Genomic DNA, 16,190 nt, shown 5'->3' with positions numbered 1-16,190 from the left:
AACGGCGTGATCCGGGCGCCTACAGTTCGAATTCCGACTGCAGGGCCGCACGCACGCAATAAAGCACGCCCTCAGGCACTTTTCCCTGGAACTGGCCGGCGATGTCACTGACCGCGGGCAACTCGCCTTCGCCGTCGAGGAACGCGTCCTGGATTTCGCTGAGCAGCTCGAAAGGCAGGTCCAGGGCCTGTTCCAATGACAGCTGCTGGGCAGCGATGGCTTCGGCCAGCAGGCTGTAGACGTTTTTCTCGGTGCAGTTGAGCTGGCCGGCGATCTGCGCGGGGGTCATGCCTGCGCGCGCCAGGCTCACCAGCTCATGGCGCAAATCGACCACCGGCGCCGGCGCCACTGCACTGCCACCGCCCAGCACGTCGAGGAAGGCAGCGCCGTAACGCTCCAGCTTGCGCGCTCCCACGCCGCTGACGCGGCCCATCTCGGCCAGGCTTTGCGGTTGGCTGCGGAGCATTTCGAGCAGGGTCGAATCCGGGAAGATCACATACGGCGGCACCCCGTGCTCTTCGGCCAGGCGCCGCCGCAGGGCACGCAGCGCTTCCCATTGCTCGCGCTCCTCGCCCCGTACCAGCTGGCTGGCCGGGCTGCCTCCGCTGCTGCGGGCGGTGACCTGCGGCTTGAGGTCACGGCGCAGTTCCAGGCTTATCTCGCCGCGCAGCAGTGGCCGGCAAGCGTCGGTCAGGCGCAGCCCGCCGAAGCCTTCAAGGTCCATATCCGCCAGGCCACGGGCGACCAGCTGGCGATACAGGGAGCGCCATTCACCTTCCGGGCGCCCCTTGCCCACGCCGAATACCGCCAACCGCTCATGCCCCGCCGAGCGGACCTTCTCGTTGTCGCGGCCCAAGAGCACGTCCACCAGGTGCCCCACCCCATAACGCTGGCCGGTGCGGTAAATCGCCGACAGCGCCTGGCGCGCAGGCTCGGTGGCATCCCAGGTAAGCACACCGTCGACGCAGTTATCGCAATGGCCGCAGGGCTGTGGCAGGGTTTCATCGAAGTAGGCCAGCAGCGCCTGGCGGCGGCAGCGGATTTCCTCACAGAGCGCCAACATCGCATCGAGCTTGTGTTGCTCCACCCGCTTGTGTCGCTCGTCCCCTTCGGAGTTCTGGATCATCTGCTTGAGCATCAGCACATCTTGCAGGCCGTAGGCCATCCAGGCATCGGCCGGCAAGCCATCGCGGCCCGCCCGGCCGGTTTCCTGGTAATAGGCCTCAAGCGACTTGGGCAGGTCCAGGTGCGCCACATAGCGCACGTTGGACTTGTCGATGCCCATGCCGAACGCGATGGTCGCGACCATGATCAGCCCTTCCTCATTAAGGAAACGCTTCTGATGAAAGGCACGTAGCTCTGCTGGTAGCCCGGCGTGGTACGGCAGCGCAGGGAAGCCCTGCTCCACCAGCTGCGCGGCGACCTCATCGACTTTCTTGCGCGAGAGGCAGTACACGATGCCGGCGTCGCCCTTTCGCTCGCCCAGGAACGCCAGCAGTTGCTTGCGCGGCTGCTCCTTGGGAACGATGCGGTAAAAGATATTCGGGCGGTCGAAGCTCGAGAGGAAGCGCTCGGCGTCATGCAAGGCCAGGCGGTTGACGATTTCCTCGCGGGTGCGCTTGTCCGCGGTGGCGGTGAGGGCGATGCGCGGCACATCGGGAAACAGTTCCGCCAATTGGCCAAGTTGCAGATATTCCGGGCGGAAATCATGGCCCCACTGCGACACGCAGTGCGCTTCGTCGATAGCGAACAGCGCGACGTTCAATTGTTGCAAGAAGCTGAGCATGCGCGGCTGTACCAGCCGCTCGGGGGCCAGGTAGAGGAGCTTGATCTCGCCTTGGCGCAGGCGCACCGCCAGTTCCCGCTGTTGCTCGGGGCTGACGGTGGAGTTGAGCGCGGCGGCCGGCACGCCGAGCTCATCCAGGGTAGCGACCTGGTCGTCCATCAATGCAATCAAGGGCGACACCACAATCGTCAGGCCATCGCGCAACAGCGCAGGCACCTGGTAGCACAACGACTTGCCGCCGCCGGTCGGCATCAGCACCAGGGCGTCGCCGCCACGGGCCACGCGCTCGATGATCGCCCCCTGGCTACCGCGGAAGCTGTCGTAGCCGAAGACGTCCTTGAGGACGCGTTGTGCCTGTTCGAGCATGCATGACTCCAGAAATCCCAAAACGGTCGGCGTCGCCACGACGCGCGAGGCCCGGTTCCGGCTGGCGCCTGGAACGAACCGCCACGGCTGCCGGTCGCAAAAAGGCGGGCAGTATACCAAAGTGCCGGGGTACAGCGGTTTTCCATCCCTTGCGGTGGCGCTTAACCGGCTTCAGGGCCTAGAATTGTGCATTGTCATTCCCCAAGGTAGTCATTCATGTCCTTCGCCGAGCAACTCACCCGCCTGCAAGTCTTCCTGGATGCCGACGAGCTCCATGAAGAAGCGCTGGATTACGTAGCGGCGCATGGCTATTTGACCGCGCTGTCCATCTCCACCGAAGCGGTGCCGGAGCGCGAATGGATCGACGCCCTGTTCGCCGAAGAACCCCATTACACCGATGCCACCGAGCGCGAGGCGATCGAAGGCACCCTGGTTCAGCTCAAGGCACATATCGCTCGCCAGTTGGCCAGCGACGAAGAATTCGAGCTGCCTTGCGACCTGGACCTGGGCGACGAGCCGGACGACTCCGAGCTGCGCGGCTGGTGCATCGGCTTCATGGAAGGGGTGTTCTTGCGCGAGGAAGCCTGGTTCGCCTCCGCCGAAGATGAAGTGAGCGAATTGCTATTGCCGATCATGGTGGGCTCGGGGTTGTTCGACGACCAGCCGGAGTTCGCCGAGATCGCTGCCAGCCCAGAGCTGCAGGCGGACATGACGGTGCAGATCCCGGAAATCCTTACCGGGCTCTACCTGCTCAGCCATGCGCCGGACGAAAAGCCAGCAGTGCTCAAGCCGCGCACGCATTGAGTGCGCCTTCAGCCTGACACCCTGTAGGAACTGGGGCCAGCCGTCCGGCGCCAACCACCTGCACACCGAACATCATCGCCGCGACCGAAGCACCGGTCGCGGCGATGTGCTTTTACACGGTGCTGTCTACCTTCAGCGAGTGATCGCCCAGCAGGCCGTTGATGATGGCCGAGTTGTTCTGCAACCCCACGACCATGCCGTTGGCATCGGTGCTGACGTTATAGGCCTGGGCCAGGTTGACGTGCTGCAGGTCGATGCTTTGCACCGGGGCGCCACCAGCGGTAGTGCTGACCTCAATGGTGGACACCAGGGTGCTGCCGCTTCCGCTGACCTTGAAGCTCAACAGGCCTTCGAGGTTACCTTTGCCGGCATCGCCCAGGAGCGCGCCAAGGTCGAGGGTGTCGGTACCGAGCTGGAAATCAGTCACGGTGTCGCTGCCGGTATCACCCGCATGCCAAACGAATTGGTCAGCGCCCGCCCCGCCACTTAGCACGTCGTTGCCCGCGCCACCGATCAGCGTATCGGCGCCGCTGCCACCGTACAGCTGGTCGTTACCCTTGCCGCCATCCATTACCAAGCCGCTGTCGCCGGCATGGAAGATGTCGCCGTAGTCCGAGCCGATCAACTGCTCAATGCCGGTCAAGGTTTCTCCAGCCGCCCAGCCGCCGGTAGTTCCGGCGTGCAAGTCGACGGTGACAGCGCTGGTGGCCGCGGCATAGCTAACGGTATCGAAGCCGTCACCGCCATCGAGCACTACGGTATGCGCCCCGGCCAGCAGCAGGTCGTTGCCGGCACCACCATGCAGCTCATCCGCGCCCTGCCCTGCGATCAGCACATCATTGCCAGCACCGCCCTGGAGCACGGAACCTTGGTCGTTAGCGATCAGCGTGTCATCGCCAGCGGTACCGGTCAGGGCCTGCCCGCTTTGGTGCTCCACAGTGACGATTGCGCTGGAGTGGCCGCCGTGGGCGTCTTCGACGCTGTAATGAGCGGTAACCGTAGGCGTTGCCTGTACCTGGCTGTAATTCAGGTTGAGGTTCAGCTGATACGTCTCGCTGCTGGCCGAAGCGTCCACGTTGGTCAGCTTCAAGTGATAGGTGCCATCGCTGGTGGCGGTGATGCTGTTACCAGCGACAGTGGTATAGCTGCCGCCATCCAGGGCATAGCTGACGCTCACTGCACCGCTGCTGATCGCGGCGGAATCCAGGTTCAGGGTCTCGCCCTGGCGCAGGACCACGCTCACCGTATCGCTGGCGTCGGCGGTGTTCACACTACCCAGGGTGCCGGACACTAACAAAACTGCAGTCAGCGCCAGGCTGTTGGCGAAGAAATTGGAGCGCTCGGCTTCGAGGGTGCGTGCTGCGACCGTAAGGCTGGTGGGCCCCGTGGCGGTGAAGTCTGCGCCTGGCGCGCTCCAGCCGGTGTTAACGGTGATGGCGTTGTTGCCGTTCACCAAGGCGCCTACGCCATTGGGCTGGGCATCGTTGGCCAGCAGCGCCGCCGCTGGAATCTCCAGCGAGGACGACAACACATTGGTGATCACGTGATCGGCCGCTGCTGCCAGCGCCCCGCCCGGGGTGATGTTCACGGTGATGGTGGAGCTGGCGGTGTCCCCGTCGCTGTCGACCAGGGTATAGCCGATATGCTCGCTGGTGCTGCCACCTGCGCCTTGTGCGGCCACATAACGGTACAGGCCGTTCTCCACGTTGATAGCGAAGGTGCCGCCCTGGTTGGTGGCAACGGTCAGGTAGCCGGTGGCACTGTCGAAGCTCCAGCTGCCCGCGCTGCCGCTGGCTGTGACGGCGCCTTGGCCGTTGTAGCTGTAAGTCACGCCGTCGACGCTGATGCTTTGCACGTGGCCGCCATCCGCGCCGAGGTGCGCGGCGCTGGTCAGGCTGCCGGCGACATAGCCGCTGCCCACGGTGCCGCTGAGCACGGCGGGCAGTTGCGACACATCAGCCACCACCACCGGCGCGGTATCGGTGCCAGTGGTACCGTCATAGGCGATGGGGTCCAGGTACACCGCCTTGGCGCTCGGGCCGATGCCGATAGCGTTTGATTGGATCTGGTTGGTGTCCAGGAAGCTCTGCCAGGCCGCTTGTTCCGTGCTATCGATGCCGTCACCCAAGGCCACGTCGGTCTTGTCGCCAGACTGGCCGTTGCCGGTTTTCGGATGGGTGTCGGACAGCGTCGGGTTGCCATCTGAGAGGAAGTAGCTGACGTTCTGGGCGTTGGTCAGCTTGCCGGCGGTGGCCCAGGCCTGTTCCGCGCCTGCGAGTGCATAGTCGTAGTTGGTGCCGCCGCCATTGGTGATGGTGTTGCTGTTGATCAGTGTGCGCGCATCGGCGACGGTCATCCACTCGGTGCTCAGCACGTGTTCATGGTTGTTGAACGTCACCACCTGGACTTTGACATTCCCCAGGCTGTCGTACTTGGCAAGCAACTCATTGATCGCCTGTTTGGCGAGGTCCAGCCGGGTCAGCCCTGTGTTGCCCACCAGGCCACCCATGCTGTTGGAGACATCCAAGACCAGCAACAGGTTGGTATTGACCGTTGGCGACGCTACGTTCTCGGTAATAGGCGCCGCGGTCGGCACGTCATCCTCGATGCGCACGTTGAGCCAGGCATTGCCGGAGTCGCCATCACTGTCGGTCGCCACCAGATGGAAGTCTTCGGACAGCTCGCTCTGGCCGACGTTGTGTTCCTGTGCCTGAGACAGCGTGTAGCTGTAGCTGACCACGCCCGTGGTGGCGTTGTAGTCGGTGATGGTCAGCTCGTTACCCAGCTGGCCGGTAATGGTGACCGGCAAGCCGTTGGAGCTGCCGCCGATCACATCAACGCCGTCGATGGTCAGGGTGGCCAGCCCATCCTTGGCGTCCAGGGTAAAGGTGCCAGTGCGGGTGAGCGCGGCGGCATCCGGGTCGCTGCCGCCGGGCAGGTTGGCTTCGAACACGCGCTGCTCGCCACCGTCCACGCCCAGGCTGATAAAGGTCACCGGGTCGTCGATGTTGGTCACATTGACGTGCAGTGTCGCCGTGGCCGTGTCGCCATCGCTGTCGATGATCGAGTAATTGAAATTCTCGGTGCCACTGCCGCTCGCCGCATTGCCGGCAAGCAGGTTCTTGTACGCCTGGCTGTTGGTGTCCAGGGTGTAGGTGTAGGTGCCGTCGGCGGCGAGCACCAAGGTCCCGTAGGTGCCCACGAAGGTGCCAGCGGTGGTAACCGGGTTGGCTACTGCATCGGCGCCCGGCGAGTCGTTGGCGACCACATTGCCGGTGACCACGGTATGGGTGTCATCGGCGGTGGCGGTGTCGTTGACCGCGATCGGGTTGTCGTCCTCGATGCGTACGTTCAACCAGGCATTGCCCGTGTCCCCGTCGGTATCGGTGGCCACCAGATGGAAGTCTTCAGACAGCTCGCTGCGGCCCACGTTGTGCTGCTGCGCCTCGGACAAGGTGTAGCTATAGGTAACCAGCCCCGTAGTAGCGTCGTACCCGGTGATGGTCAGGGCGTTGCCGAGCTGCCCGGTAATGGTCACCGGCAGGCCGTTGGAACTGCCACCGATCACATCTACGCCATCGATGGTGAGGGTCGCCAGGCCGTCCTTGGCTTCCAGGGTAAAGCTGCCCGTGCGGGTCAGCGCGGCGTCGTTCGGATCGGTACCGCCAGGGAGGTTCGCTTCGAAAACGCGCTGCTCGCCACCGTTCACACCTAGGTCGAAGAACTTCACCGGGTCGTCGAGGTTTAGCACGTTGACGGTCAAATGAGCGGTAGCGGTATCGCCATCGCGGTCGATGATCGAATAATTGAAGGTTTCGGTGGCACTGCCGCTTGGTGCGTTACTGGCGAGCAGGTCCTTGTACGCCTGGCTGTTGGTGTCCAGGGTGTAGGTGTAGGTGCCGTCGGCGGCGAGCACCAAGGTGCCATAAGTGCCGGTGAAGGTGCCGGCGGTAGTGACCGGACTGGTCACTGCATCGGCGCCCAGCGAATCGTTGGCCAGCACATTGCCGGTGACGACCGTATGGGTGTCATTGACCGAGGCGGTATCGTTGACGGCGATCGGGTTGTCATCTTCGATGCGTACGTTCAGCCAGGCGGTACCGCTGTCGCCGTCGCGGTCGGTGGCCACGACCTTGAAGTCCTCGGAAAGCTCGCTCTGCCCTTGGTTGTGCTCCTGCGCCACAGACAGCGTGTAGCTGTAGCTGACTACCCCGGTCGCGGCATCGTAGCCGGTGATGGTCAATGCATTGCCCAACTGGCCGGTGATCGTCACCGGCAAGCCCGTGGCCGCCCCACCGATCACGTCCACGCCATCTATGGTAAGCGTGGCTAGCCCGTCCTTGGCATCCAGCGTGAAGGTGCCGGTCCGGGTCAGTGCGGCGGCATCCGGGTCGGTACCCGTACTGAGATTGGCCTCGAATACGCGTTGTTCGCCGCCATCGACACCGAGGTTGCGGATGATGACCGGGTCATCCAGGTTGGTCACGTTCAGCGTCAGGGTTGCAGTGCTGTTGTCGCCATCGCTGTCATTGAGGCTGTAAGTGAAGGTGTCCGTAGCCGAACGGCCACCGAACAAGTCTTGGAAATTGGTCCCGGCGGTGTTGAGCGTGTAGGTGTAGCTGCCGTCGGCGGCAAGCACCAAGGTGCCATAGGTGCCCACGAAGGTGCCGGCGGTGATACCACCCCCGGCAATGGCATCCGCGCCCTGACTGTCGTTGTCCAGCACATTGCCGCTGACGGTGGTCAACTGCTCGGTCACCGGCACGGCCTGGGTATCATTGACGGCGGTGGGCACGTCATCTTGGATGACTACATCCAGCGAACCGTTGGCGGTAGAGCCGTCACTGTCCACGGCAGTCACCGGAATGCTTTCGCCCAGGGTGTTGGTGCCGGCGCCGGCCGGATGATCGACGTTCCCGGTAAGGGTGTAACTATAGGTCAGCGTACCGGTGGCCAGGTCGAAACCGGTCACGGTCAGCACGTTACCCTCAGCCGTGGTGAACGACTGCCCTACCCCGACCACTTGCCCCGCGCGGACCACTTCCAGCGTGCCGATCAGCAAACTGCTGAGGCCGTCTGGTGCGCTTACGCTAAAGCTGCCGGTTTGGGTCAACGCCGCGGCATCCGGGCTCGAACCGTTGGCAAGGTTGGCCTCGTTGACCCTGACTTCACCGCCGGTGATGTCCAGCCCATTGAGCGTTACTGGGTTGTCCGGAGGCACCGCGGCGCCCGCGAGGGTCACCAGAGGCGGCAGCGTCGGCGCCGGGAATTCAGGTGTCGCTGGCAAGCCGGCTGTGGGGAAGCCAATGGTCGGCGAGACCGAACCGCCCACCTCGGTGAGCAGCACGAAGCTATGGCCGCCACCGCCACCAGGCACGCCTGTTGGGCCGGTGGCGGTAGGGCCGGCAGCGGTCGGCTCGGACACCTGGGTCGGGTCCACGCCGGCGGCGATCGCCTGCTGCAAAGCGTTGACGTCATCCAGGGCGGTGTCAGCGACGCGCTCGTCCAGCGTATGAATGTCCGGTGCCTGATGGTGCAGCAACCCCTCGTTCAGTGCCAGGCTGCTGCCCCGGCCCAAAGCGATGTCTTGCCCACTTTGCAAGTGAACGGAAACCGCGCCGCCAACACCGGTGTCCAGTTGCTCACCGGCATAGACACGATCCCCCTCGACTAGAAGACGACGAGTGCCATCACCGGCGACTGCGAATACCTGCCCCACTACTTTGCTGACGACACCGATCAAGGTTGCCATTGCCCACTCCTCCATTGCTTTTCAGCACCAGCCGCTGCGCAAAGGAGACAGGGGATGTTCCCCGGAGTTCACGGCGGGGCTGGCATCTTGCTAGCCCATACCGCGTCGAAGCATTTCTTCACGAACCAAAAACCGAACGAATTCAATGACATTCAGTCTGTGGAAGCTTCGTATCGAACATGAGAGCGAAATCGCCCTGCGGACTGCGGTGACAGAAAACCGCCACCCTCACAACTGCCCAAAATCCTTCTGGAGTACGATCCACTAATCCCTTTTAACGCTAAATACCAAGACCCCAGGAATCGCTACAGCCCGCCGTATGCGGTACTTTCAGCGAATCGGGCGAAGGTACGATGAACCGAAAGAGAGAAGCGCACATAAGTTTTTTTGGGAATAAGCGTTATGAAAAAATCGTATTAGCGACAGAGAATTATCCGTGCGGCAGTGGTGTTAGCATCCGTGCACGGAAGTATAAGAAACTTCGCCAATTATTTGGCGGAAAAAACGACTATCAGGGACAGGGAGAAGTACACCGATGCGCACCTTTACCCCCATCTGCAGCGCAGTGTTATTAGCGATCGGGGCTATGCAGGCCCACGCCATGACGCTTCAGGAGGCCATTCAGAGCACCGTGGATACCCACCCGGAGCTGCAATCGAACATCAACAGTCGCCTCGCCGCCGATGAAGACGTAAAGGTCGCCCGCGGTGCATACCTTCCCAGTGTCGACTTCGTAGGCGGCTACGGCCGCGAAAACTCCGACACGCCGACCACCCGCGCACAGGGTGGCCACCACAAGGAGCTGCTCACTTACACCACATCCGAACTGCGTCTGCGGCAGATGCTGTTCGACGGCTCGAGTGCTACACGCGAGGTATCGCGTACCGAGGCGGTGTCCAACTCCCGTGCATTCTATGTACAGGGCGTTGCCCAGGACCTCGCGCTGCGGGCAGTCGAGGTTTACCTCGAAGTGCTCAAGCGTCGTGAACTGGTCGACCTTGCCAAGAACAACCTGCAGGCGCACCTGCGGGTGAACGACCAGATCGGCTTGCGGACCGAACGCGGTGTGGGCAGCACTGCCGACAGCGACCAGTCCCGCGCTCGCCGCGCGCTGGCCGAGAACAACTACCAGACTGCAATGGTCGACCTGGCCGATGCCGAGGCGAACTTCTTCAGCGCGACCGGGCGCATGCCCGACGAGCTGGAAGCACCGCCGACCATCCGCGGTGAATTGCCGCCGGAAATCACCGAAGCGCGCCAGTCGATGATCGACAACAACCCTTATTTGAAGTCTGCCCAGGCTGATGTTCAAGCCGCCGAGCAGCAATACGAAGGGGCCAAGTCGCAGTTCTATCCGCGAGTGGATGCTGAGGTTGCCGTTGGCGCCAACGACAACATCTCCGGCGAGGAAGGTCATGCCAATGATTGGCGCGCCGGCGTGGCAGTCAGCTATAACCTCTTCCGCGGCGGCAGCGACAAGGCTCGGCTGCAAAGCGATGCCCACCGCATCAACCAGGCAATGGACATCCGCAATAACGCCCTGCGCACCCTGAACGAGAACATGTCGCTGGCCTGGAACGCCATGCTCAACGCTCGCCAGCAGGCACCGAGCGCGCGTGAGTACGCCGAAACCACCACGCGCGTCCGCGCGGCCTACCAGAACCAGTTCGGTCTTGGCCAACGTACACTGCTCGACCTGCTGGACAGCGAAAACGAGCTGTATAACGCCAACCGCCGCTACACCGAGGTCCGCTATACCGAGGAATACTCGATGTATCGGGTACTGGCCAACATGGGCGTGCTCTTGCCAAAAGCCAAGACCGTTCTGCCGATCGAAGCCGTTGCCAAGACCGACGTGAAAAGCGAGGCCCACTTGCCGGACATGCGTTGACGGCCCGCATTTGAACCAAGGCGCTGTGGATGCGGGCAAAGCCCACGAACCTGCGCAGCCGCGAACCTACGCACCTAGGTTCGCGGGCTGACGCCCGCACCTACAGCATTCGGTTCAAACCAGGGTAGGGTCGATCACCAGCACCACTTTACCGGTGACTTTGTTCGACGCCAGTTCGGCGAACGCCTCTTCGGCGTCCTGGATCGGGAAGGTCATGGCAACTTGCGGGTTCAGCCGCCCTTCGGCGAACAACGGCAGCACCTGCTGCCCCACTTCCCTTAGAAGTTCAGCCTTGAAGGCATCGTCCCGGCTGCGCAGCGTCGAACCGATCAGTTGAATACGCTTACCCAGCAGGGCCCCAAGGTCGATCTGCGCCTGGCGCCCACCCATTAGCCCGATCAGCACCCAACGGGCGTCCTGGGCAGCTACTTGCAGGTTAAGGTCGGCATAGCCTCCACCTACAGGGTCGAGAATCACATCGAAGGGCCCCAGGTCCTTGAGCGCTTCGAGGCCTTCGCCACGCAACACACCGCCTTGGGCACCGAGCTGCTCACAATAGGCCAGCCGCTCTGCCGACCCTACGGTCACCCATACCGGGTTGCCGAAAGCCTTGCACAGCTGGATGGCGGCTGAGCCGATGCCGCTGGCACCCGCATGCAGCAAGACCTTTTGCCCAGGTTGCAGCGCTGCCAACTGGAACAGGTTGAGCCACACCGTGGCATACACTTCCAGAATGCCAGCGGCCTGCACCAGGCTCAGGCCCTCGGGGACCGGCAGCACGTGGCGGGCATCGACCACCACTTCTTCGGCCATCCCCCCGCCCGCCAGTAACGTACACACGCGATCCCCTACGTTCCAGGCCACGCCGGCGCCGACTTCGCTGATCACCCCAGCGCACTCCAGGCCCAGCGCTTCGCTGGCGCCGGCTGGCGGTGGGTAATGACCGGCGCGCTGCAACAGGTCGGCGCGATTGAGCCCAGCGGCGGCCACGCGTATGCGCACCTGCCCTACATCACACGCAGGTGCCGGATACTCGGCCCATTCCACATGCCCTTCCATGCCTTGCAATGCCTTCACGCTGCCTCCATAGTTGACTCAGACTGAGCCCCGCGCATGGCGCGGGGTTTTTTGCATAATGTGACCAAGTGACAGGCCGCTGCATGAACAGGATTTAATGTAGCGACACTGGAACCGGTCCATTCACAGACGGCCTAATATGCGTGATCAATTGTCCCCTCGTCGAATAAGCATGAAGCAACTATTCCCCGGTACCGCCCTGGCGTTAGGCATCAGCCTCAGCCTGCTGTCAGCCCCAGGCTTCGCGGCCAATAGCTGGAACAAGCTTCAGCCCGACCGTGACGAGGTGATCGCCAGCCTCAATGTCGTGGAATTGCTCAAGCGCCACCACTACAGCAAACCCCCACTGAACGATGCCCGCTCGGCCATCATCTACGACAGCTATATCAAGCTGCTGGATCCGTCGCGCAGCTACTTTCTCGCCAGCGACATCGCCGAATTCGACAAGTGGAAAACCCAGTTCGACGACTTCCTCAAAAGCGGCAACCTCGACCCCGGTTTCACCATCTACAAACGCTACCTCGATCGCGTGAAGTCCCGCCTGGACTACGCGCTGGACCTGCTCGACGATGGCGTGGACAAGCTCGACTTCTCCACTGACGAAACCCTGGAAGTGGACCGCAAGGACGCAGACTGGCTGGCCAGTGAGAAAGACCTCGACGACTTGTGGCACAAGCGTTTGAAGGACGAAGTGCTGCGCATGAAGCTGGCTGGCAAGGATTCCAAGCAGATTCAGGACACCCTGACCAAGCGTTACAAGAATCAGCTGGCACGGCTCGACCAGACCCGCGCCGAAGATATCTTCCAGGCGTATATCAATACCTTCGCCCAATCGTATGACCCGCACACCAATTACTTGTCGCCGGACAACGCGGAAAACTTCGATATCAACATGAGCCTGTCGCTCGAAGGTATTGGCGCAGTGCTGCAAAGCGACAACGATCAAGTGAAGATCGTGCGGCTGGTACCTGCCGGCCCTGCGGACAAGACCAAGCAAGTCGCGCCTTCGGACAAGATCATCGGCGTGGCCCAGGGCGACAAGGAAATGGTCGACGTAGTCGGCTGGCGCCTGGATGAAGTGGTCAAGCTGATCCGTGGGCCCAAGGGTTCGGTCGTGCGCCTGGAGGTCATCCCGCACACCAATGCGCCGAACGACCAGAGCAGCAAGATCGTTTCCATCACCCGCGAGGCGGTCAAGCTCGAGGAGCAGGCGGCGAAGAAGTCAGTGCTGCACCTGAACCAGGACGGCCACGACTACAAGCTTGGGGTGATCGAGATCCCTGCGTTCTACCTCGACTTCAAGGCCTTCCGCGCCGGGGACCCAGACTACAAGTCGACGACCAGGGACGTGAAGAAGCTGCTCAGCGAGTTGCAGAAGGAGAAAGTCGACGGCGTGGTCATCGACCTTCGCAACAACGGCGGAGGCTCCCTCCAGGAAGCCACCGAGTTGACCAGCCTGTTCATCGAGAAGGGCCCCACCGTGCTGGTACGTAACAGCGACGGCAAAGTGGACGTGCTCGAGGACGAAAACCCAGGAGCCTTCTACAAGGGGCCACTGGCGTTGCTGGTCAACCGCCTGTCCGCCTCGGCCTCGGAAATTTTCGCCGGAGCCATGCAAGACTACCACCGCGCACTGATCATCGGCGGCCAGACCTTCGGCAAGGGCACGGTGCAGACTATTCAACCGCTCAACCATGGCGAGCTGAAACTGACCCTGGCCAAGTTCTACCGGGTGTCTGGCCAGAGCACGCAGCACCAGGGCGTGCTGCCGGACATCGCCTATCCGTCGATCATCGACACCAAGGAAATCGGCGAGAGCGCGCTGCCTGAAGCCATGCCGTGGGACACCATCAAGCCTGCGGTGAAACCGGAAACCGATCCGTTCAAGCCTTTCCTCGCCCAGCTCAAAACGCTGCACGACAAGCGTACTGAGGGGGACGCGGAGTTCACCTATATCCGCGACCGCCTGGCCCTCAGCCAAAAGCTGGCCGACGAAAAGACCGTGAGCCTCAACGAGGCTCAACGCCGCGCCGAGCACACTTCTATCGAGGCCCAGCAACTGGCCCTGGAAAACGCCCGGCGCAAGGCCAAGGGCCAAGAGCCGCTCAAGGAGCTGAAGAAAGAGGACGAAGATCCATTGGCCGGCGCACCAGACGATACCAAGCCGGAAGACGACGCCTATTTGAGCGAAACGGGGCGGATCCTCATCGACTACTTGCGCCTCAATACCCAAGTGGCCAAGCACTGATGGAGCCCAGGTGATGGCTTTTTAGTCATCATCCTGTCATCGGACTGTCGTGAAATAGAAGGCCAGCCTTTAAGGGCTGGCCTTCTTATTTGTGGCAGCGGGGCAACATGACCATCACCGAACAGCTCGGCGCCTTAGGTGCCATACTGGCCCAGGGCAACGTCCATACCCTGTTCCAGCCAATCGTGTCCTTGGCCCAGCGCCGCCTGTTGGGGTACGAAGCGCTGAGCCGCGGCCCTTCCAACAGCCCCCTGCATTCCCCGCTAAACCTCTTTGCCGTGGCGCGGCAAACCGGTCACCTCAGTGAGCTGGAGATGTTATGCCGGCAGACCGCGTGCCGCGGCTTCAGCCAGCAGCGGCTGCAGGGCAAGCTGTTTCTCAACGTTTCACCAGAGTCCTTGCTGGAGCCGATCCACCCTTCCGGCCTTACCCTGCAGTTGCTACACCGCTATGGCCTATCCCCGGACCAAGTAGTGATCGAGCTGACCGAACAAACCCCTACGGACGACTTTCAGCTGCTGTCACGGGCATTGCATCACTACCGCGCCATGGGCTTCACCATTGCCTTGGATGACCTCGGCGCCGGCTACTCAAGCTTGCGGCTGTGGTCCGAGCTGCGCCCGGACTACGTTAAGATCGACCGGCATTTCATCGAGGGCATCCACCAGGACGCGCTCAAGCGCGAGTTCGTCGGCTCCATCCTGCAGATCGCTCGCCGCTCACAGGCCCAGGTCATCGCCGAAGGCATCGAGCAAGTCGAGGAATTGGCTGTGTTGAGCGAAATGGGCGTGGACCTGGTGCAAGGCTACCTGCTCGCTCGGCCACAGGAGCGGCCACCCCGCGATGCGGGCGGCATGCTGCCCCAAGTGGAAGCGCCACCCACCATCGCCGAAGAAAGCCGAGACCTTCGTAACTTGCTGCTGGAACAGGCTGCGGTAGCCCACGACACCCCTACCGCACGGGTGCTGGAAGCATTCCGCCTGCAGGCCAACCTGAACTCGGTAGCGGTGCTCGATGGCGAACGGCGACCCTGCGGCATCGTGCACCGCCACTCGCTCTCCGAAGCCCTGCTCAAGCCATTCGCCACTGATCTCTTTGCCCGCAAGCCGATCAGCCGGCTGATGAGCGATGACTTCCTGGCGGTGGAGCTGGGACAGTCCTTGCAGCAGGTCAGCCGGTTGCTGACTAGCCGGGCGAGGCAGCGTATCGAGGAGGATTTCATCATTACCGAGGGCGGCACCTACCGCGGCCTGGGCAGGGTGATCGACGTGCTCAAACTGATCACTGAGCTGAAAATCGAACAGGCCCGCTACGCCAACCCGCTGACCCTGTTGCCGGGCAACGTGCCGATCCGCCAATGCCTTGAGCGTGTGCTGGCCCAGGGACGCGAAGTTGCGGTGTGTTACATCGACATCGACAATTTCAAGCCCTTCAATGACCTCTATGGCTACAGCCGCGGCGATGAGGTGCTGCTGTGCCTGGCTCACTGCCTCAGTGAGCGAGTGGACCCCAGCAGGGACTTTCTCGGCCATATCGGCGGCGACGACTTCATGCTGGTATTAGGCTCGGGCGACTGGCGCCCACGAGTGGATCGCCTGGTCGAGGACTTCACCCAGCAATGCCGGCGCTTCTACCGTGCGGAGCACTTAACGGCCGGCTGCTTCACCTCTCACAACCGCCTAGGGCTGCAACAGACGTTCGGCTTGCTCTCGCTGTCGATCGGCGTGGTCCATCTGCAGGGCTCGGAGTGCGCCGGCCTGGATGCCGAACAGCTGGCCGCGCGGGCATCCGAAGCCAAGCACAGCGCCAAAGAGACAGCAGGATCGTGCGTATTCGTCGGGAACTTGTCCAGCGCCTGTGCCTAGCCCGCAAGCTGGCTGGGGTAGCTGTATTCAAACACCCGGACCACCTCGGAGGCATGCCATGAGGCAGCCGCCACGCCATCGACCGGCCCCGAGAAGCGGCCCAGGCGTTCGACGCATTCAAAGAAACCGGTACGGGGCAAGCGGCTGGCGCCCTGGCTGATGACCAACGAGCTTCGCAGGGGCTGTTCGGCGCGGGCATCGAGCATGGCCAGATGCTCGAGGGCGGCGGTAAGGGTTTGCATGGCCGGGCTTGGAAGCTGCAAGCGTTCAAGCAGGGCGCGGTAGGTCAGCAGGTGCCGCTGGCGGCGTGCCAGATCCAGTTCGCTGAGCAGGCCATCCCAGTGTTGCCGGCTAATCTTTACGCTCATCCACGGCCTTCCTTGCCATACCCTGGCCGAGGC

The 16,190-nt window shown here is 62.5% G+C and carries 8 protein-coding genes; 4 read left to right on the top strand and 4 right to left on the bottom strand.

Annotated elements, in window-relative coordinates; genetic code table 11:
• Positions 1 to 19: 19 nt before the first annotated feature.
• A complete protein-coding gene (gene recQ, locus OGL93_RS03450) occupies positions 20 to 2,152 on the bottom strand; it encodes a DNA helicase RecQ (RefSeq protein ID WP_263260961.1) in 2,133 nt (710 codons plus the stop codon).
• A 216-nt stretch (positions 2,153 to 2,368) separates the two neighbouring features.
• Between recQ and OGL93_RS03445 the strand changes: the two genes are divergently transcribed.
• The gene (locus OGL93_RS03445; RefSeq protein WP_263260960.1) at positions 2,369 to 2,956 is read left to right on the top strand and encodes a YecA family protein; all 588 of its coding nucleotides are present in this window, start codon (positions 2,369 to 2,371) and stop codon (positions 2,954 to 2,956) included.
• A 112-nt stretch (positions 2,957 to 3,068) separates the two neighbouring features.
• On the opposite strand, the gene OGL93_RS03440 is transcribed toward OGL93_RS03445, so the two are convergent.
• Positions 3,069 to 8,708 carry a retention module-containing protein gene (locus OGL93_RS03440; RefSeq protein WP_263260959.1) on the bottom strand — a complete coding sequence of 1,880 codons (5,640 nt, stop codon included), beginning with the start codon at positions 8,706 to 8,708 and terminating at the stop codon, positions 3,069 to 3,071.
• A gap of 535 nt (positions 8,709 to 9,243) precedes the next feature.
• On the opposite strand from OGL93_RS03440, the gene OGL93_RS03435 reads away from it, so the two are divergent.
• Positions 9,244 to 10,599, top strand: coding sequence for a TolC family outer membrane protein (locus OGL93_RS03435; RefSeq protein WP_263260958.1), 1,356 nt, complete (start codon positions 9,244 to 9,246; stop codon positions 10,597 to 10,599).
• 114 nt (positions 10,600 to 10,713) lie between these two features.
• Here the strand turns inward: OGL93_RS03435 and OGL93_RS03430 are convergent, their stop codons facing one another.
• Positions 10,714 to 11,676 (bottom strand): NAD(P)H-quinone oxidoreductase, encoded by a 963-nt coding sequence (locus OGL93_RS03430; RefSeq protein ID WP_263260957.1) that lies wholly within the window; start codon positions 11,674 to 11,676, stop codon positions 10,714 to 10,716.
• A 172-nt stretch (positions 11,677 to 11,848) separates the two neighbouring features.
• On the opposite strand from OGL93_RS03430, the gene OGL93_RS03425 reads away from it, so the two are divergent.
• Both OGL93_RS03425 and OGL93_RS03420 read left to right on the top strand, forming a co-directional pair.
• Positions 11,849 to 13,924 (top strand): carboxy terminal-processing peptidase, encoded by a 2,076-nt coding sequence (locus OGL93_RS03425; protein WP_263260956.1) that lies wholly within the window; start codon positions 11,849 to 11,851, stop codon positions 13,922 to 13,924.
• A gap of 107 nt (positions 13,925 to 14,031) precedes the next feature.
• A complete protein-coding gene (locus OGL93_RS03420; RefSeq protein WP_263260955.1) occupies positions 14,032 to 15,789 on the top strand; it encodes a bifunctional diguanylate cyclase/phosphodiesterase in 1,758 nt (585 codons plus the stop codon).
• Here OGL93_RS03420 and OGL93_RS03415 read toward each other — a convergent pair.
• Complete coding sequence (locus tag OGL93_RS03415) at positions 15,786 to 16,157, bottom strand: hypothetical protein (RefSeq protein WP_263260954.1); 372 nt, start codon at positions 16,155 to 16,157, stop codon at positions 15,786 to 15,788. The two genes, OGL93_RS03420 and OGL93_RS03415, sit on opposite strands and share 4 nt — an antisense overlap.
• Between the last annotated feature and the right edge of the window lie 33 nt (positions 16,158 to 16,190).

The sequence above is a fragment of the Pseudomonas sp. RIT-PI-S genome, from assembly GCF_025642975.1.
GTDB lineage: Bacteria > Pseudomonadota > Gammaproteobacteria > Pseudomonadales > Pseudomonadaceae > Aquipseudomonas.
The sequence above is the reverse complement of the archived record's forward strand: the minus strand, read 5'-3'. Positions and strand labels throughout refer to the sequence as shown.